The organism is Streptomyces laurentii (assembly GCF_040635425.1).
Lineage (GTDB): Bacteria > Actinomycetota > Actinomycetes > Streptomycetales > Streptomycetaceae > Streptomyces > Streptomyces laurentii.
Genome location: NZ_JBEYHT010000006.1, coordinates 63,381 through 81,132, shown reverse-complemented (window position 1 = coordinate 81,132; position 17,752 = coordinate 63,381). Strand labels below are relative to the sequence as shown.

General features: G+C 73.0%; 18 protein-coding genes. 10 read left to right on the top strand and 8 right to left on the bottom strand.

Features of this window, described 5'->3' with window-relative positions; all coding sequences use genetic code 11:
• Positions 1–230 precede the first annotated feature (230 nt).
• The 3 genes from ABZ693_RS05835 (at position 231) to ABZ693_RS05825 (ending at position 2,614) form a co-directional block, all read left to right on the top strand.
• Entirely contained in the window at positions 231–662 is a 432-nt protein-coding gene (locus ABZ693_RS05835) for a hypothetical protein (protein WP_359873770.1), read from the top strand.
• Between the two features lie 243 nt (positions 663–905).
• Positions 906–1,190 carry an antibiotic biosynthesis monooxygenase gene (locus ABZ693_RS05830; RefSeq protein WP_359873768.1) on the top strand — a complete coding sequence of 95 codons (285 nt, stop codon included), beginning with the start codon at positions 906–908 and terminating at the stop codon, positions 1,188–1,190.
• Positions 1,191–1,276: 86 nt separating this feature from the next.
• Entirely contained in the window at positions 1,277–2,614 is a 1,338-nt protein-coding gene (locus tag ABZ693_RS05825; RefSeq protein WP_359873766.1) for a TerD family protein, read from the top strand.
• Between the two features lie 48 nt (positions 2,615–2,662).
• Here the strand turns inward: ABZ693_RS05825 and ABZ693_RS05820 are convergent, their stop codons facing one another.
• On the bottom strand, positions 2,663–3,565 hold the full coding sequence (locus tag ABZ693_RS05820; protein ID WP_359873764.1) for a LysR family transcriptional regulator: 903 nt from the start codon (positions 3,563–3,565) through the stop codon (positions 2,663–2,665).
• A gap of 107 nt (positions 3,566–3,672) precedes the next feature.
• Between ABZ693_RS05820 and ABZ693_RS05815 the strand changes: the two genes are divergently transcribed.
• Both ABZ693_RS05815 and ABZ693_RS05810 read left to right on the top strand, forming a co-directional pair.
• Positions 3,673–4,503 carry an oxidoreductase gene (locus ABZ693_RS05815; protein ID WP_359873762.1) on the top strand — a complete coding sequence of 277 codons (831 nt, stop codon included), beginning with the start codon at positions 3,673–3,675 and terminating at the stop codon, positions 4,501–4,503.
• Between the two features lie 122 nt (positions 4,504–4,625).
• A complete protein-coding gene (locus ABZ693_RS05810) occupies positions 4,626–5,003 on the top strand; it encodes a hypothetical protein (protein WP_359873760.1) in 378 nt (125 codons plus the stop codon).
• Positions 5,004–5,038: 35 nt separating this feature from the next.
• On the opposite strand, the gene ABZ693_RS05805 is transcribed toward ABZ693_RS05810, so the two are convergent.
• From ABZ693_RS05805 to ABZ693_RS05795, 3 genes are all read right to left on the bottom strand, one after another.
• Complete coding sequence (locus ABZ693_RS05805; protein ID WP_359873758.1) at positions 5,039–5,401, bottom strand: hypothetical protein; 363 nt, start codon at positions 5,399–5,401, stop codon at positions 5,039–5,041.
• The gene (locus tag ABZ693_RS05800; RefSeq protein ID WP_359873756.1) at positions 5,398–5,928 is read right to left on the bottom strand and encodes a DUF6232 family protein; all 531 of its coding nucleotides are present in this window, start codon (positions 5,926–5,928) and stop codon (positions 5,398–5,400) included. Before ABZ693_RS05800 ends, ABZ693_RS05805 begins: the two co-directional genes overlap by 4 nt.
• Positions 5,929–6,331: 403 nt before the next feature.
• The gene (locus ABZ693_RS05795) at positions 6,332–7,615 is read right to left on the bottom strand and encodes an adenylosuccinate synthase (RefSeq protein WP_359873754.1); all 1,284 of its coding nucleotides are present in this window, start codon (positions 7,613–7,615) and stop codon (positions 6,332–6,334) included.
• A 144-nt stretch (positions 7,616–7,759) separates the two neighbouring features.
• Here ABZ693_RS05795 and ABZ693_RS05790 point away from each other — a divergent pair, with 144 nt between their 5' ends.
• The 3 genes from ABZ693_RS05790 to ABZ693_RS05780 all read left to right on the top strand — a co-directional run bounded on the left by ABZ693_RS05790 (position 7,760) and on the right by ABZ693_RS05780 (position 11,409).
• Positions 7,760–8,668, top strand: a complete 909-nt coding sequence (locus tag ABZ693_RS05790; protein WP_359873753.1) for a diacylglycerol kinase — start codon at positions 7,760–7,762, stop codon at positions 8,666–8,668.
• Between the two features lie 105 nt (positions 8,669–8,773).
• On the top strand, positions 8,774–9,406 hold the full coding sequence (locus ABZ693_RS05785) for a hypothetical protein (RefSeq protein ID WP_359873751.1): 633 nt from the start codon (positions 8,774–8,776) through the stop codon (positions 9,404–9,406).
• Positions 9,407–9,555: 149 nt separating this feature from the next.
• Positions 9,556–11,409, top strand: coding sequence for a hypothetical protein (locus tag ABZ693_RS05780; RefSeq protein ID WP_359873749.1), 1,854 nt, complete (start codon positions 9,556–9,558; stop codon positions 11,407–11,409).
• On the opposite strand, the gene ABZ693_RS05775 is transcribed toward ABZ693_RS05780, so the two are convergent.
• A complete protein-coding gene (locus tag ABZ693_RS05775; protein ID WP_359873747.1) occupies positions 11,393–11,932 on the bottom strand; it encodes a GbsR/MarR family transcriptional regulator in 540 nt (179 codons plus the stop codon). The genes ABZ693_RS05780 and ABZ693_RS05775 overlap by 17 nt on opposite strands.
• Positions 11,933–12,007: 75 nt before the next feature.
• Here ABZ693_RS05775 and ABZ693_RS05770 point away from each other — a divergent pair, with 75 nt between their 5' ends.
• Both ABZ693_RS05770 and ABZ693_RS05765 read left to right on the top strand, forming a co-directional pair.
• Complete coding sequence (locus ABZ693_RS05770; RefSeq protein ID WP_359873745.1) at positions 12,008–12,922, top strand: ABC transporter ATP-binding protein; 915 nt, start codon at positions 12,008–12,010, stop codon at positions 12,920–12,922.
• Positions 12,919–14,505, top strand: a complete 1,587-nt coding sequence (locus tag ABZ693_RS05765; RefSeq protein ID WP_359873743.1) for an ABC transporter permease — start codon at positions 12,919–12,921, stop codon at positions 14,503–14,505. Before ABZ693_RS05770 ends, ABZ693_RS05765 begins: the two co-directional genes overlap by 4 nt.
• 131 nt (positions 14,506–14,636) lie before the next feature.
• Here ABZ693_RS05765 and ABZ693_RS05760 read toward each other — a convergent pair whose 3' ends face one another.
• The 3 genes from ABZ693_RS05760 to ABZ693_RS05750 form a co-directional block, all read right to left on the bottom strand.
• A complete protein-coding gene (locus ABZ693_RS05760; protein WP_359873741.1) occupies positions 14,637–15,299 on the bottom strand; it encodes a response regulator in 663 nt (220 codons plus the stop codon).
• Positions 15,296–16,660 (bottom strand): sensor histidine kinase, encoded by a 1,365-nt coding sequence (locus tag ABZ693_RS05755; protein ID WP_435842353.1) that lies wholly within the window; start codon positions 16,658–16,660, stop codon positions 15,296–15,298. Before ABZ693_RS05755 ends, ABZ693_RS05760 begins: the two co-directional genes overlap by 4 nt.
• A gap of 134 nt (positions 16,661–16,794) precedes the next feature.
• Positions 16,795–17,664 carry an alpha/beta hydrolase gene (locus tag ABZ693_RS05750; protein WP_359873961.1) on the bottom strand — a complete coding sequence of 290 codons (870 nt, stop codon included), beginning with the start codon at positions 17,662–17,664 and terminating at the stop codon, positions 16,795–16,797.
• Positions 17,665–17,752: the final 88 nt, after the last annotated feature.

Genomic DNA, 17,752 nt, shown 5'->3' with positions numbered 1-17,752 from the left:
GCGGCCGCCCCCTGGCACGCGCTTCCGACGTGGATCCTCCGAGCGCACAAGTCCCGTTCCCCATCGCACCGTTCAGGCTGCTCGGCCGCCTCGGCGCGGGCGTGACGGGGCGGGTGCACCTGGGCCTGTCCGGCATTGATCCACCGCCGGAAAGATCATTGCCCCGCTCCGCCCCGCATCCCATACTGAGTGCCACCGCCGGAGGTTCTGGCGGAATCTTGGGGGCACACATGCGTATTGCACACAAAGCAGGCGTCGCGCTGACCAGTCTCGTCATGGCCGGGGGCCTCGTCACCGCGACATCCGGCTCGGCTTCCGCCGCGGCCGACGAGGTCTGCGGGTACCCGTCCGTCGATGTCTACAACGGCGCCGGCCAGTACGCCGGCTCCGCCATGTGGAGCGCGAACCCCGGCTGTGGCGTGCTGGGGGACTCTCTCGGCGCCTACGACGCCACCGCCGACGGATATGGCATCGTCGCCCATCTGAGCGCGCCCGACGGCAGCATCGCCGAACGTGTGGTCAGCACCGCCGGCCACAACTCGCCTTACACCGTATGGAAGAGCGGCAACCTGCCCGAGAACCACCAGTACGTCATGTGGGCCTGCCTGACGAAGGGCGGCGTCACGTCGCACTGCACGAAGACCAAGATCGTGTACTCCTGACGCTCGCCTCCTGACGCTCGCCTCCTGACGGCTCGCCTCTGACGGGCCGCGTCTCCCTCACCGGGTGAGCCCCGGCCGCCACGGTGGACTCCGCGGCGGCCGGGGCGCTCACGCTCTCACCCATGCTCCCTCGTCGTCCGGCGACGACCGTCACCGACGCAGCCCGGGATGTCCACTCCTCACCACGCACGACCCGTTGGCTGCCGCGCACCCGCGTGACACCCTGACGAGGTGATCACCAGGGTGAGTGAAGCGCGCGTTCGTCCCGGCCGATTCGAGGCGTTCCACGCCATGCTCGTCTCCGCGGTACGCGAGTTCCCGGCCCTCCACCCGGGGCTGCTGGACCACGAGGTGCTGCTCGCGCCGCCCGACTCGGTGCTGTACGTGAGCCGTTGGCGCGACGAGAAGGCGCTGGCCGCGTACGCGGGCGAGGGCTGGCGCGACCAGCCGGTGGTGCTGCCGGGCGAGGAGGAGTACCTCGCCGAGCCCTTGCGCGTACGGCACTTCACCCGCGCGTCCCTGGACTAGGACCTCGGCGCGGCGCTCGACGCGGACTCGACTCGGTTCCCCCATCGCCTGTTCTTCACATCGTCTTCACTGCCACCATGTGCCCCATGACGCACATCCCCAAGGGGGCCAACACCCCTGTCCCGACGGAAGCGTTGAGGATCGCCGTGGGCCGCCGGCAGCTGCCGGGAGTGCCGGCGGTGGACGCCGCCGCCCTGCTGCTCGACGTCACCGGCAAGGTACGCGGCGACGCCGACATCGTCTTCCACGGCCAGCCCGCGCACCCGTCCGGCGCCGTGCGGCACGTGGGCTCGGGCACGGGCGGCGGGCAGCTCGCCGAGTGGCTGGAGCTGGACCTGCCGCGGGTCGAACCGGCCGTCCAGCGGGTGCTGGTCGTCGGGTCCGTCGACAGCGGGGTGTTCGGGCAGGTCCCCGGCCTGTACGCGCAGGTGGTCGGGGCCGGCGGCGCGGTGGCGGCGCACTACGAGGTGACGGACGCGACGAGCGAGACGTCCTTCGTCCTCGGGGAGTTCTACCGGCGCGACGGGGCGTGGAAGTTCCGGGCGGTGGGGCAGGGGTACGACTCCGGGCTCGCCGGTCTCGCCACGGACTTCGGCGTCGTGGTGGCCGAGGCCGCGCCGGCGCCCCTCCCGGTGCCGCCACCGCCCGCGCCGGTGCCGGTGTCCGCGCCGGCGCCCGCGCCCACACCCGTACCCCTGCCCATCGCCGCACCCGTACCGATGGCGGTGCGGGGCGTGTCCAAGACGGGGCCGGCCCTCGCGGCGTACGGCACCGTGACCGCACCCGTCTCGGCAACCGCGCCCTTCTCGGCGGCGGCCCCGTCCTGGGCCGCCGGCCTCTTCGACTTCGAGCCGCGCGTCTTCAGCGGCAAGGAGGACAAGAAGATCACGGTCGATCTACCGTTCCCGCCGAACGCGGAACCGGTGATCCTGGAGGCGCGGGTCGGGAGGGAGTACAACTTCCTCGTCGTCCAGATCCCCGGCCGCGAGGACGACGTCTTCTGCGACGACCTGCCCGACCACCACGGCCGCGCCCTGCTCGTCCCGCCGCGCAAGGGCGGCCCGGTGAAGCTGAAGGTGAGCCATTCCGGCCGCTGGGAGCTCACCGTCCTGCCCCTGTCGGCGGCCCGCCCGATCGGGCCCGGGACGATCGAGGGAAGCGGGCGCGAGGTCTTCGTCCACACGGGCTCCGCGGCCGAACTGACGGTCCGGGCGCGGGACAAGCACAACGGCTGGTTCCAGGTGAACCGCCACGAGGGTGCCACCCCGCACGAGCTGCGCCGCCCCGCCGACGAGCTCGTCTACGCGTGGAACGGCCGCCGGGTGAAGGAGAAGGTCCGGATCCCGGCGGGCCCGCAGCTGCTCGTGATCGACAAGAGCCGCCACCAGTGGGAGTTCACCCTCGACCCGCTCCGGCCCCGCTGACTCGCACCTCCCTTACCTGGCTCACGTGACTCACGTGACTCACGTGACTCACACATGGCCCGCCACGGCGGCCGCCGCCCGCGCGTAGTCCCGGACGACCGGGCGGTGGTCGTCGGCGCGCCAGGCGAGGGCGAAGCGGGACGGGGAGACGCCGTCGACGGGGCGGGTGACGACGCCGTCGCGGGCGAGCAGCGGGGCGTTCCCGGCGGCGACCAGGCAGATGCCGAGGCCGCCGACCAGCGCCTCGTACGTCTCGTCGCTGGAGCCGATCTCCGCGCCGATACGGGCCGGCCGGCCGCCCCGCTCGTCCAGGGCCAGCCAGTCGTCGCGCAGCTCGGGGATGGTGCCGGGCAGGGCGAGAAAGGGCTCGTCGAGGAGGTCGGCGAAGGCGATCCGGTCGCGGGCCGCCAGCGGATGGTGCGCGGGCAGGGCGGCCAGGCGGGGCTCGGTGGCGACGACGAGCCAGTCGTAGCGCGCGGCGACGGCCCCGGGCAGCGGGAGCCAGACGAAGGCCAGGTCGCTGGAGCCGTCGGCGAGCCCGGCGCTGGCGTCGTCCCAGCCGACCTGGCGCAGCCGGAGCCGTACGTCCGGGTGGGCCTCGGTGAAGCGGGAACGGATCGCGGGCAGCAGCCCGCCCCGGCCGGGGCTGGTGGCCATGCCGATGACCAGGGTGGCCTCGGCGTCGGCCCGCGCGGCCCGTACCGCCTCCTCCGCCCCGGCCCACGCGGCGAGCACGGCACGGGCGTGCGGCAGCAGGGCCGTACCGACCTCGGTGAGGCGGACGCCACTGCGGTCGCGGACGAAGAGCGGGGCGCCGAGCTGCCGCTCCAGGGCCCGTATCTGCTTGCTGAGCGCGGGCTGCGAGACGTACAGGCGCTCGGCGGCCCGGGTGAAGTGGAGTTCTTCGGCGACGGTCAGAAAGTAGCGGAGTTCGCGTCCGTGGACATCCATAGCCAACGGTTATCACGGCAGGTCTTGGACGGCCAACAGGCTTTCCCCGCAGTCTTGTTGAAGAGCGCCGACAGGACGCCCGCCGATCCGACGAAGAGGACACGCGCATGAACAAGGTCTGGCTGATCACCGGCGCCAACAGCGGCTTCGGACGCGCCTTCACCGAGGCCGCCGTCGCGGCCGGGGACGTCGTGGTGGCCGCCGCCCGCCGGGCGGGCACCCTGGACGACCTGGTGGCCGCGCACCCCGACCAGGTGCAGGCCGTCACCCTCGACGTCACCGACACCGCCGCCGTCGACCGGGTGGTGCGCGAGGTCGCCGAACGGCACGGGCGGATCGACGTCCTGGTCAACAACGCGGGCCGGACACACGTCGGTTCGGTCGAGGAGACCGGGGACGCCGAGCTGCGCTCGCTCTTCGACCTGCACGTCTTCGCCCCGGCGGCCCTCACCCGTGCCGTCCTGCCGTACATGCGGGCCCGGCGCTCGGGCGCGATCGTGCAGCTCAGCAGCGTGGGCGGGCAGATGTCGATGGCGGGCTTCGGCGCGTACAGCGCGACGAAGTTCGCCCTGGAGGGCCTGTCGGAGGCGCTGGCCGCCGAGGTGAACCCGCTCGGCATCCGCGTCCTGATCGTCGAACCCGGCGCCTTCCGCACCGGCCTGTTCGGCAACCACAGCCTCAGCGCGGACGGCATCGCCGACTACGCCGAGACGGCCGGCGCGACCCGCGCCTTCGTCGAGACCGGCGGCGGCGCCCAGCCGGGCGACCCGGCGAAGGCCGCGGCGGCGGTCCTGGCCGCCCTCGACGCCGACGAGCCGCCGCTGCGGCTCGCGCTCGGCGACGACTCCATCGACACCATCCGGCTGCACCTGGACCAGGTGCGGGACGACCTCGCGGCGTGGGAGAAGGCCGGCCGGGACACCCGCCTGGACGCCTGAAGGCCCTGACGCCCCTGACGGCCCTGACTGCCATGGTCAGGAAGGACAGGCCGACTGCCTTGCCCATGCCTATGCCTATGCTTGAGGATCTTTTCCGCATCCGAAGCCGACCAGAGGTTCAGATGAAGGTCTTGAAGTACGGAGTGGTGGTGGCCTCGGCCGCCGCGTTATGGGCACTGGTCTCCGCGGGCGGCCCCGCCCCCGCCACGTCCCCGGAGCGTACGGCCGGCGCCGAGGCCGCGTCGCCCGGCTGGGGTCTCGTCTACGCCATGGACCCCGCGACGGGGAGCGCCGAGGTCGTCGGGTTCGCCGCCCCGAACGGCGGGCAGCCGATCCCGCTGCCGCTCTGGCAGCACGGATTCGTCGCCGACCCGCGGACGGGCCTGATGACGCCGATGGGCCCCGGGAATCCCTTCGCCACCCTCCCGGCGACCCGCCACACCGGCGGCCTCCTCCCGGCGCCCCGCGTGTCCGGCGAGCTCCTCCCGCTCGTCCCGTAGGACGGGCGGCCCCCGGTGCCGGCCCGCCCCGCGGGTCAGCCGCCGAGCAGGCCCAGGACGCCGCGGATCGCGGCGACGACCGGCGGACCGAGCGTCTCGGCGAGCGAGGCGATCCCGAGGACCGTCATCAGCGCCTGCCGGCGCCGGGTCGGCTCGGCCTCCTCCTCGCCGGTGATCGCCGGCAGGCTGGCGTCGACCACCTCGGCGTCCTGCGCGGACAGCTGGGGCCGCAACTCCGCGAGCAGCCGGACGAGTTCGCCGACGGCGCGGGTCAGCTCGGCCGAGTCCTGCCCCGAGCCGGCGCCCTGCGCGTTGAACACCATGCCGGTGTTGCCGGTCCCGCCGTGCATGTTCACGGTGTTGCCGTAGAAGTAGTTGCTTCCGCTGTCGCCGCTCACTTCGCCATCCCCACGTTTCCGGCACCGCCGTACATGTTGACCGTATCGCCGTAGTAGTAGTTGCTGGGTCTGGAGATCAGCAACCGCTCGACGCGCACCTGGAGTTCGACGTCCGGGTGCTCGATCGCGTAGGCGATCGAGCCGACGAGGTGGTTGAGGGTGGCGGGGTCCGGTGCGGTGACCAGGGCGGTGGACTGGCCGTTCGACTCGACCGCGAGGACGTGGTGGGACGGAGCTCCCACGACCTTGAACATCTCCACGAGCAGCCAGACGCCGACGCCGAAGGCGAGCACCCAGACGAAGGCGATGAGGCTGCTCGGGTCCTGCTGCACCCCGACGGCGGACAGCCCGGCGATGATCGTGAGGGCGATGGTCGCGGCGAAGGTGAAGCTCGCGTACTTCACGAAACGCCGTACGGCCTTCGCCTTGGCCGGGCGCAACAGGAACGTGTAGACGCGGGCGATGTTGTGCAGCGGGTACGCCGCCCCGGCGATCCACAGCAGCCGCTTGCTGATGATCAGATCCACGCGGTGAGCGACTGGCACGCCCGCGGGAGGCGGACCCGCGGGTGGCGCGAACCCGGGGGCGGCCGGTGCGGACGCGGGTGGAGCGGAGGCAGGTGGAGTGGGCGCGGACGCCGGTGGCGGCGTTGTCGGTGGCGTTGTCGGTGGCGTTGTCGGTGGCTGTAACTGCGGTGGCTGTAACTGCGGTGGTACGGACGGCTTCTCGGGTGTGGTCATCATGTCCCCCTGTGGCCACGAGAGTTCGGGACGAGAAGAGAAGCGAAAGTATCCGACCGTACGCAAGCGGTGAACAAGCCGATTTCCCACCGCGCACGCGCGTGCGAACGCAGACGAAAGGGCCCGCGCCCCGGCCGAAGCCGGGACGCGGGCCCTCACGGGAGTTCTCGCGGGAGTCCTCGCGGGTGTCCTACAGGAACGAGTTGATCTCGATCGTCTCGTCCCGGCCCGGGCCCACGCCGATCGCGGAGATCGGGGCGCCGGACATCTCCTCCAGGGCCTTGACGTACGCCTGGGCGTTCTTCGGCAGCTCGCCGAAGGTCTTGGCCTTGGTGATGTCCTCGGACCAGCCCGGCAGCATCTCGTAGACCGGCTTCGCGTGGTGGAAGTCGGTCTGCGAGTAGGGCAGCTCCTCGACGCGCTTGCCGTCGATCTCGTACGCGACGCAGACCGGGATCTGCTCCCAGCCGGTCAGCACGTCGAGCTTGGTCAGGAAGAAGTCGGTCAGGCCGTTCACGCGGGTCGCGTAGCGGGCGATGACCGCGTCGAACCAGCCGCAGCGGCGGTCACGGCCGGTGGTCACACCGCGCTCGCCACCGATGCGGCGCAGCGCCTCGCCGTCCTCGTCGAACAGCTCGGTCGGGAACGGACCGGCGCCGACGCGGGTGGTGTACGCCTTGAGGATGCCGATGACGCGGCTGATCTTCGTCGGACCCACACCGGCGCCCGTGCAGGCACCGCCGGCGGTCGGGTTCGAGGAGGTGACGAAGGGGTACGTGCCGTGGTCGACGTCGAGCAGGGTGCCCTGGCCGCCCTCGAAGAGCACGACCTTGTTCTCGTCGAGCGCGTTGTTGAGGATCAGGGTGGTGTCGGCCACGAAGGGCTTGATCTGCTCGGCGTAGCCCAGCATCTCCTCGACGATCTGCTCCGCCTCGATCGCGCGGCGGTTGTAGAGCTTGGCGAGCAGCTGGTTCTTGCTCTCCAGCGCCGCCTCGACCTTCTGGATCAGGATCGACTCGTCGTAGAGGTCCTGGACCCGGATGCCGACGCGGTTGATCTTGTCGGCGTACGTCGGGCCGATGCCACGGCCGGTGGTGCCGATCTTGCGCTTGCCGAGGAACCGTTCCGTCACCTTGTCGACGGTGACGTTGTACGGCGTGATCAGGTGAGCGTTTCCGCTGATCAGGAGCTTGGAGGTGTCGACGCCGCGCTCGTTCAGTCCGCTCAGCTCGGAGAGCAGGACCGCCGGGTCGACGACGACGCCGTTTCCGATGACCGGGGTACATCCCGGAGAGAGGATTCCGGACGGGAGAAGGTGCAGCGCGTACTTCTGGTCGCCGACGACGACCGTGTGGCCGGCATTGTTGCCGCCCTGGTAGCGCACTACATAGTCAACGGACCCACCGAGCAGGTCGGTGGCCTTTCCCTTGCCCTCGTCACCCCACTGAGCACCGAGCAGCACAAGTGCGGGCACAGGCGTACACCCCTTCCGGGCGGGGCATGTCCAAGGTCGGGGGCCGAACGCCGCCTCACCCGGTGTGCCCCGGAATAGACGAAGCCCCTGGCGCAATAGCGCAAGGGGCTCTTGCACAAAGAGACTACCCGAGGAAGGACCGAGGTGTCGGATCACGACCAGCTGCTGGTCCTCGTCGACCCGGTCGCCCGCCGTTTGGACGGCGAGTCCGTACGGATCGCGAAAGACGTGCTGTCAGCGGGCGCGGACGCGAAGATCTGCCTGCCGGAAGGGCCCCAGGAATTCGCCCGCGCACTGGCCCGGCGGGGTCATCGGCGGCCCGTCGTGCTCGGCGACGACCGCGCGCTGCTGCGCGTCGTGACGCTGCTCCAGCGCGAACGGGACGGGCGGGACTCCACCCCGATGGCGGTCGCGCCGATGGCCGCGCCGGGGGATGAGGGAGCCGCCGGAGCGGACAGCGGGGAGGACGGCGGGACGACCGTTTCGGTGGTCCCGATCGGAGCGCCGGAGGGGCTGGAGACGACCCGGGCGCTCGGGGTCCCGCAGGGGGCGGTGGGGGCGGCCCGGGCGGTGCTCGACGGAGTGGTGCGGCGGCTGGACCTGCTGGTGGACGACGGCGGGGGCGTGGTCCTGACGCGGCTCGACGTACCGGCGGCGCGGACGCTCGTACCGGCCCAGCCGACGATGTGGGACACCTGTCGCTCGCTGGTACGGACGCTGGTGCGGCCGCCGGTGCCGGCCGGGCTCGCGGTACGGACGCACCGGCTGCGGATCGAGGCGGACGGGGTGGTGCTCTGCGACCTGGACACGCCGGTGGAGGGGCTGAGCGCGACGGGGCTTGAGGGCGGGCTCGCGGCGCTGACGCTGGTCCCGGCGGACGCCCCGGCGGTCCACACCGCCGTCCGGACGCTCTCGGTCGCGGGCCCGGACTTCCGCTACCGCGCCGACGCGACGGTGTCGGGGCCGGTGACCCGGCGGACCTGGGCGGTACGGGAGGCGGCGTGGGGGCTGACGGTGCCGGTGGGGGCGGCGGGGCCGGTGGGGAGCCGGTAGCCGGGGCCCAGGGCCGGGCCGGGGGTCCGGCCGGCGGACGTACGGGGTGTGGCTGTGTGTGGGTTGCGGTGTGTGGGGTGGGGTGTGCGAGGTGGGGTGGGGATCGTGACGGACGAGGCGTACGGGGACGGGGCGCGGGACGACGGGACGCGAGGGGTGGCGCTCGGCCGGCCGGAGACGGCGCGCGCGTTGGCCCGGTACCGGGCGCGGGCGTACGCGTCGGCGGTGGCCGGCGCGGCCGTGTGGGCGCTCGGCGAGTGGCTGCGGTACGGCACCTCGTACGGCCCGGGGTCGGATCTGCCGATCCCGCTCATCCTGCTCGGCGGGATCGCCACCTTGAGGGGGCTCGGTGGGCTGGTCATGGCACGCCGGATGCGGCGCGTCCTGGCGGCGGGGCCGTGGAACGCGTATCCGGCGGTTCTCTTGACGAGCGGGGTGCGCAACGTGGTCGTCGTGCTGGGCGACCCGGCCACCGGGGAGACGTTGCCGCTGTACGTCAGGACGCAGCGTCCGCATCTGGCGAAGCCGGCCGCCGACGGCGTGATGGGGTGGTGCGGTGATCCGCTACGGGGCGGAGTCCTGGCCCGGTCGAGCGGCGACCGGCCGATCTGGACGACGCCGGTACGCCGCCCGGCGGTCCGGCAGTTCATGGTCCAGGAGGCGACGGAGCGGGGGTTGCTGGACGGACTTGAGGGAGCGGAGGGAGCAGAGGAGAGGGCGGTCGCGGAGTCGGGGTGACGGGGGCGGGGTAGAGCGGGGTCCTTGGGGTGGGCGTGTCGGGTGGGTTTCTGGTGTGGCCCGCCCTCTGTCCGAGTGTGGCCCCTCCGTAGGCTCCGCCCCAGGGGGGCCTCCTTCCCACTGGCCCCGTGAGGCCGTGGGGGGTCTTGATGTCGGAAGGTTCGGAAAGCACCGGCGACACGCACAGAGCGACAGCGCTCGACCTGCCGGAGACGAAGGCCGCGCTCGCCGCCTACCAGGCGCGGGCCCGGCAGTCGGCCGGCGGCGGGGCGCTCTCGGTCATCGCCGGGGCGGTCCTGTTCGCCACCCTGGGCGACGACGGGCTCGGCGGGGACGTCGCCACCGGCTGTGTCATGGTCGGCGTGCTCGCGATCGTGCTGGGGCTCTTCTCCCTGGCGGCCGCCCGGCGGATGCGGCACGCCCTCGACGCCGGGCCGTGGATCGCGTATCCCGCCCTCATCGTCCCGCGCGGGACGTTCGCGGCGAAGATCGTGCTGGGCGACCCGGCGACCGGGAGCACCTTCCCCCTGGTCATCCGTACGATCCAGCAGCGCTACGACCTCGCCCAGCCCGACGCGAGCGGCGTGATGTGGTGGTGCGGCGATCCGCTCCGGGGCGGCGTGCTGTCCCAGCCGGGCGGCGGTTCGCTGGTCTGGACGGCGCCCGTACGCGGCGCGCGTGCCCGGCGGCTGACGGTCGGCTGGGCGACCGAAGGGGGTCTGCTCGGCCGTCCGGTACCGGTCCAGCCGCAGGCCGGCTCCCTCCCGCCGGGCGTGTCCCTGCGGAAGGCCGCACCTCCAACGGCATCACGGCGACGGCGCACAGGGGTGTGGCGCTGGGTCGTCCTGCTGAGCGCGGCCGTCCTCGGCACCGGCATCTGGTTCGAGCAGGCCGCCCGGAACGATCCGGCTGTCGATGTCACGATCCGCAGCGTGCGGCCCGACCACAGCTGCACGGTCACCTGGCAGGACCCCTTCGACGGAGTGACGCGGACCGGCCCGTTCCGGTGCGCCGACGACGCGGACCCGGACGCCTACCGGTGGGACAGCGCCTTCGTCGTCTCGTACGGGCCGTGGAAGGGCGAGATCTACCCCGTGGTCGAGCGGGGAGACTACATATCGGACGCCGAGGACAGCGTCGTCATGATGGAGCTCGGCGGGATGCTCGCGCTGCTCGTCGGGCTTGTCGGCGGCACCGTGAGCTTCGTCCGGCGCCGGCGGTTGCGGCGGCTCGGGCCGGTGCCGCTCGGACCGGTACCACTCGCGGCTCCGGCGGGACACACGCCCGCGCCCGCCCCCGAGGTCACGTACGCCCTCCTCGCCTCCCGGGTCTGGACCGGCAAGCGCCCCCGCCGGCCGCGCCGCCCCGAGCCGGACTTCCGGCAGGGCGTCCCGTGGTGGCGGGTGCCCACCCTGCGCCGCGCCTCCGGGCTGTCCGCCTTCCTGATAGGCCTGGTCGCAGCGCCCTTCATGGTGGCGGCGGCCTGGTTCGAAGAGGGCTTCCAGATACGGCTCGGCTGTGCGTTCGTCCTGATCGGGACCGTCGTCAACGGCATCCGGTTCGTGCGCTCCGGCCGTCCGGCCGTCCGCCTCTTCGCCCGCGCGGCCGCCGCGCCCGTCCCCGTACCGAAGCGCTACGTCCTCCTCGGCCACCAAGGCAGCAGCGCGCCGTTCCTCGCCGTCTTCCCCGCGCACGGCGGGCCCGGCGACCGGCCCGAGGGACTGCTCCGACTCCTGCCGTACAACCTGCCGGACGCGCCGACCGGTTCGCTGGAGCTGCGCGGCTGGCTCGACCTGGCCGTCGACGGGAGTCCGGTCGTCATGGCCCGGGCGGACGGCCGCGCGCTGTGGCCCATGGACCTGTATCTCGAAGCGGGCACGCCCGGATTCAACGCGCTCCTGGAGCGGCTGGCCCCGCCGTCGGCCCCATCGGCCCCGTCCGCCCCGCCGGACTCCCCGACCCCGCCGGACTCCCCGGTCCCGCCCGTCACTCCGCTCCGGTAGCCGCCGTCCGCTGCGCTTCCTTCTTGGCCTGCCAGCGGTCCAGGATGCTCATCAGCTCGTCGTGCAGGAAGTCGAAGAACTCCGCCGTCTCCGCGACCCGGCGGCCCGCCGCCGTGTCCGGGCCGATGATCTGGGCGCCGTCCCGCATCATGGTCCCCCAGCGGGTGAGCAGCTGGTCGCGGCGCATGAACGACTCGTACCAGATGTGGTTGTGGAGCACGTACCGGTCGCGGCGCGAGCCCGGTACGTGCTCCCGGCCGACCAGGTCGACCTGGGACAGGTAGCGGATCGCCCCGGAGACGGCGGCCGGGCTGATCCGCAGCCGCTCCGACAGCTCCGCCGAGGTCATCGCCCCCTCCTCGGAGACGAGCAGGGCCGCGAAGACGCGGGACGCCATGCGCTGCATGCCGGCCTGGGTCAGTTCGGACGCGAACCGCTCCACGAAGCGCGCGCTCTCGGCGTCGGCCTGGGGCGCAGCGTCGCGGTCATGGTCCCGGTCCCGGTCCTCTATGCGGTCAGTCATGCCTTCCACTATCTCACCCACTTTTTATGCTTCCTTAACTTCACAAGTTTGTGAAACAAGCGTACGTTCAGAAACATGACGAAGGCAATCAGCGTCGCCGGACTCCACAAGGCGTTCGGCCGCACCAAGGCACTGGACGGCCTCGATCTCCACGTCGAGACCGGCGAGGTCCACGGCTTCCTCGGCCCCAACGGCTCCGGGAAGTCCACCACCATCCGCGTCCTCCTCGGGCTCCTGCGCGCCGACTCCGGCACGGTCCGCCTCCTCGGCAAGGACCCCTGGACCGACGCCGTCGAGCTGCACCGCCGCCTCGCCTACGTCCCCGGCGACGTCACCCTCTGGCGCAACCTCACCGGCGGCGAGGTCATCGACCTGTACGGCCGGCTGCGCGGCCCCCTCGATCCGGCCCGGCGCGCCGCGCTGATCGAGCGCTTCGAGCTCGACCCCACCAAGAAGGGCCGCACCTACTCCAAGGGCAACCGCCAGAAGGTCGCCCTCGTCGCCGCCTTCGCCGCCGACGTCGACCTGCTCGTCCTCGACGAACCCACCTCCGGCCTCGACCCCCTCATGGAGGAGGTCTTCCAGGACTGCGTCGACGAGGCGCGCGAGCGCGGCGTCACCGTCCTGCTGTCCAGCCACATCCTCAGCGAGGTCGAGACCCTCTGCGACCGGGTCAGCATCATCCGCAAGGGCGTCACCGTCGAGTCCGGTTCGCTGGCCGAGCTGCGTCATCTCACCCGCACCAGCGTCGTCGCCGAACTCGCCGGCCCGCCCAACGGCCTCACCCGCCTCCCCGGCGTCCACGACCTCGACGTCCAGGGCCACCGCGTCCGCCTCCAGGTCGACACCGACAAGATCGACGCCGTCCTGCGCTCGCTCACCGAGTCCGGCGTCCGCAGCCTCGTCAGCACCCCGCCCACCCTGGAGGAACTCTTCCTCCGCCATTACGCGGACACAGACACGGACGGGGAAGAGGTGCCCGCGTCATGAGCGCCACCAGCGGCAGCCCGACCCTCACCGGCACCAGCCCCCTCACCCGGCTCGCGCTCCGCCGCGACCGGCTGATGATCCCGCTCTGGGTCCTGATCACCGGCGGCCTGGTGGCCAGCGGGCCGGGCTCCCTCGGCAGTCTGTACGGGACGGCCGCGCAGCGCGCCGAACTCTCCGCCTCCATGACCGCGAACAGCTCGATGCGTTCGCTCTACGGCCCGGTCCTCGACGACTCCCTCGGCGGCCTCGTCGCCTGGCGCTTCGGCACCTTCGCCGCCGTCCTCGCCGCCGTGATGAGCCTGCTCATCGTCGTCCGGCACACCCGCGACGAGGAGGAGTCGGGCCGTCAGGAGATGCTCTCGGCCTGCGCCGTCGGCCGCCGCGCCCCGCTGACCGCCGCCCTCCTCACCGCGCTCACCGCGAACGCCGCCGTCGCGCTCCTCGTCACCGCCGGTCTCGCCGGCCAGGGCCTCGCCGGCGCGCTCGCGCTCGGCCTCGCCATCGGCGGCACCGGCATGGTGTTCGCGAGCATGGCCGCGATCGTCGCCCAGCTCACCGAGAGCGCCCGGCTCGCCAAGGGCGCGACCGGCGGACTGCTCGGCCTCGCCTTCGTGCTCCGCGCGGCCGGCGACGCCGGCTCCGCCTCCGGCGACTCCGTCCTGACCTGGCTCTCCCCCATCGGCTGGGCCCAGCACGTCCGCGCGTTCGCCGGCGAACGGTGGTGGGTGCTGCTGCTCATCGCCGCCGCCGTCGTCGTCCAGACAGCGGTGGCGTACGGGCTGACCGCCCGCCGCGACGTCGGCATGAGCTTCCTGCCCACCCGTCCCGGCCCGGCCGAGGGCAGGCTCGCCACCACCGGCGCGCTCGCCTGGCGCCTCCAGCGCGGCACTCTCTTCGGCTGGTCGGCCGGCTTCCTCGTCGCCGGACTGGTCTTCGGCGGGATCGTCGGCGGCGCCGTGGACATCGTCGGCGACAACGAGCAGGCCCGCGAGATCTTCGAGCGGATGGGCGGGCAGAGCGCCCTCACCGACGCCTTCCTGGCGACGATGGTCGGGATGCTCGGCATGGTCGCGTCGCTGTTCGCGGTCGGTTCCGTCCTGCGGCTGCACGGCGAGGAGACCTCCGGGCGGGCCGAACCCCTGCTCGCCGGGCCCGTCGGCCGGCTGCGCTGGGCGGCCGGGCACCTGGTGATCGCGTTCGGCGGCTCGGCGCTGATCATGCTGCTCGGCGGGCTCGGCCTCGCCACGACGTACGGGAAGGACTTCGGCCCGATCCTCGGCGCCGCGCTCGTCCAGCTGCCGGCGATCTGGACGCTCGCCGGGCTCGCGGTGCTGCTGTGGGGAGCGTTCCCGAAGGCCGCGGCCGCCGGGTGGGGCGTCGCCGGGCTGTTCCTGGCGCTCGGCTGGGTCGGCCCCGCGCTCAACCTGCCCCAGGTGGTCCTCGACCTCTCCCCGTACGGGCACCTGCCGAAGGTGCCGGGCCCGGAGATGGCCTGGACGCCGGTCCTCGCCCTGACGGCCCTCGCGGCGGCGCTGGTCACGGCGGGCCTGGTGGGACTGCGTCGCCGGGACATCCGGAACTGAGCCTGGGACCGGCGCTGTTACGGCATCCGGTGCCGGCACCGGTGAAGGCCCGGACCAGGGGTGGAGATCCCCCGGCCCGGGCCTTCACTGATGCCGGCCCGTCTGCGGCTCTACGGACGCGAACGCGCGGGTCACTCCCCCACGCGCACCAGCCGTGCCTCGTACGCGAAGACCGCCGCCTGCGTCCGGTCGCGCAGGCCCAGCTTCACCAGGACGCGGCTGACGTGCGTCTTGATGGTGGACTCGGCGACGACGAGATGGTCGGCGATCTCGGCGTTCGACAGGCCCTGCGCGATGAGCACGAGGACCTCCGTCTCGCGCTCGGTCAGTTCGCCGATCCGGGCCGTCGCGGGCGGGCGCGGCCCGCCCGCCGCCGACCGGGCGAACTCGGTGATCAGCCGCTTCGTGACGGTCGGCGCGAGCAGCGCCTCGCCGGCCGCGACCACCCGGACGCCGTCCGCGAGCTGCCGGGCCGAGGCGTCCTTGAGCAGGAAGCCGGAGGCGCCGGCGCGCAGCGCCTGGTACACGTACTCGTCCAGGTCGTACGTCGTCAGGACCAGCACCTTGGCGTCCTCGTCGGCGGCGACGATCTCGCGGGTGGCGTCGATGCCGTTCATCTCCGGCATGCGGATGTCCATGAGGACGATGTCGGGGTGGAGGGCGGTGACCCGCTCGACGGCCTCGCGGCCGTTGACGGCCTCGCCGACCACCTCGATGTCCGGCATGGCGCCGAGCAGGACGGAGAAACCCTCGCGGACCATGATCTGGTCGTCGACGATCAGGACACGGATCACGGCCGGGACTCCTCTGCCTCGTGCGCGCCCTCGTCGTCGCGCTGTTCCGCACGCGCCACGGGCACGAAGACCGCGATCTCGTAGCCGCCGTCCTCGGACTCCCCGGCGGTCATCTCCCCGCCGAGCATGGCGACCCGCTCCCGCATCCCGGTGATGCCGTGGCCCGCGCCGGCCGTGCTCGGCGAGGGCTTCGTCAGGCCGCGCGCGGGGCCGTTGGCGATCCGCAGGCCGAGGCCGCCGAGCACGTACGACACCTCCACGGTGGCGGCGGCGCCGGGCGCGTGGCGCAGCACGTTCGACAGCGCCTCCTGCACGATCCGGTACGCGGACAGCTCGACGCCCTGCGGCAGTTCGCGGCGCGCGCCGGTCACCGTCCGGGTCACTTCGAGGCCGGCCTCGCGCACGTTGGCGATCAGGTCGTCGAGGTCGGCGAGGGTGGGCTGCGGCGCGTCGGGGGCCTCGTAGTCCTCGGCCCGGACGACGCCGAGGATGCGGCGCAGTTCGGAGAGGGCGGCGACGGCGTTCTCGCGGATGGTGACGAAGGCGGCCTCCAGCTCCGGCGGCGGGTTCTCGACCCGGTACGGGGCGGCCTCGGCCTGGATCGCGACCACCGACATGTGGTGGGCGACGACGTCGTGCAGCTCGCGGGCGATGGTCGTGCGCTCTTCGAGGACGGTGCGCTTGGAGCGTTCGACGGCGGTGACGGTCTTCTCGGCGGTGACCTGGCGCTTGGCGTCGCGGCGGATCTGGATGACGGAGACGGCGAGCAGGGCCAGCGCCGAGACGAACAGCAACGGCACCGAGTCGGAGCCGGTCCCGACCCCGAGGAACATCTCCATGAACAGCGTGCAGACCGCCGTCGCCGCCCACATCCACCAGGCCGCCCGGGGCCGGGTGCGGGCGGCGACCACGGCCAGAACGACCAGATGGGCGGCGAAGGCGTTCCGCGACCAGGGCCAGCCGTCCCAGCCGGTGAAGAACCCGATGAACGGCGCGGTGAGGAGCGAGGCCCAGAAGGCCATGACCGGCCGCACGAGGGTGAGCAGCACGATCCCGGCGGGCGCGCAGGAGACGAAGAGGGCGAGCGGGCCGGCGTTGCCGGCGACGCCGTACCCGATACCGAAGACGATCACGGCGAGGACCATGACGACGGCATGCGGGAACAGGCCCAGGTGTATCCGGGTCCGCTCGGACAGCAGGCGGGCCGCGCCGCCTGCCGGCCTCATGCGGGGCAACGGCCGGTAGGCGAAGGCGTTCTGGAAGAGATCGGCGCGCAGACCGCCGAACGCGTCGAGCGTCATCCGCACCTCGGGGCTGCGGTCGACGAGGGTGGGGGACGGGGTGGTCCGGGTCGAAGTCACACGTCCACGGTACGGAGGCCGCGCGCCGGGGTCGTCCGGCTGTGTACGGATTCCACGGCCTCCCCCTTGAGGACTACCCGCCCCCGTCCCGAGGCCACCGGGCGCCCCCGTCCCGCGACCACCGGGCACGCCGGCTACCAGGCCAGTTGCGCGATCTCCTCCGCGACCACCGCGCACGCGTCCGCCGCCGGGTCGATCAGCGGGAAGTGGCCGACGTCCTCCAGGAGCGTGAAGCCGACCGTCTCCCCCGCCGCGGCCGCGGCCGTCACGTACGCCTCGGAGACGGCGACCGGGACGACGCTGTCCTCGCGGCCCTGGACGACGGTGGTGGCGATGCCGGTCGGCAGCAGGACGGCCGGGTCGGCGAAGGGCGCGCGGGCCTCCGACTGCTCCGTACCGCCGAGGAATTCGGTCACTCCGCCGCCGCAGATGTCCAGCTCCACCGCGCGGCCGAAGTGGGCGATCGGGGCGAGGGCGACGACGCCGCGCAGTTCGGGCGGCGCGGGCAGCCGCCAGGCGGAGCCGGCCGGCAGGACGTGCCGGGCGGCGGCCCACAGGGCGAGGTGGCCGCCGGCCGAGTGCCCGGTCAGCACGATGCGGCGCGGATCGGCCTGCGGCAGGTGGGCGGCGGCGAGTTCGGGGAGCGCGTCCATCACGGTGGCGATGTCGTCGAAGGTCTCGGGCCAGCGCCCGGCGACCGGGGCGGCGCCGCCCTGGCGCGGGAGGTCGCTGCCGCGCCGGTACTCGACGTTGGCCACGGCGAAGCCGCGGCGGGCGAGGAAGTCGGTGAAGGGGGTGAGGTGGTGCCGGTCGTACGGGGTCCGCCAGACGCCGCCGTGCAGGGCGACGACGAGCGGTGCGGAGGTCCGGCCGTCGCGCGGGGCGAAGAAGTCGACGACCTGGTCGGGATGCGGGCCGTACGCGCCGGTGGCGTCCGGCGCGACGGCCGGATGGGAGAGGGCGGAAGCCTCTTCGGCTGCGTCGCGCGCGGCGGGGTCCATCAGCTTCCAACCTCTCCTCGGGCGGGGCCGATCGGCCCGATCAGCGGGGACGGTATCAGGCGTACCGCCCCCGTGATCAGGGGATCGCGCG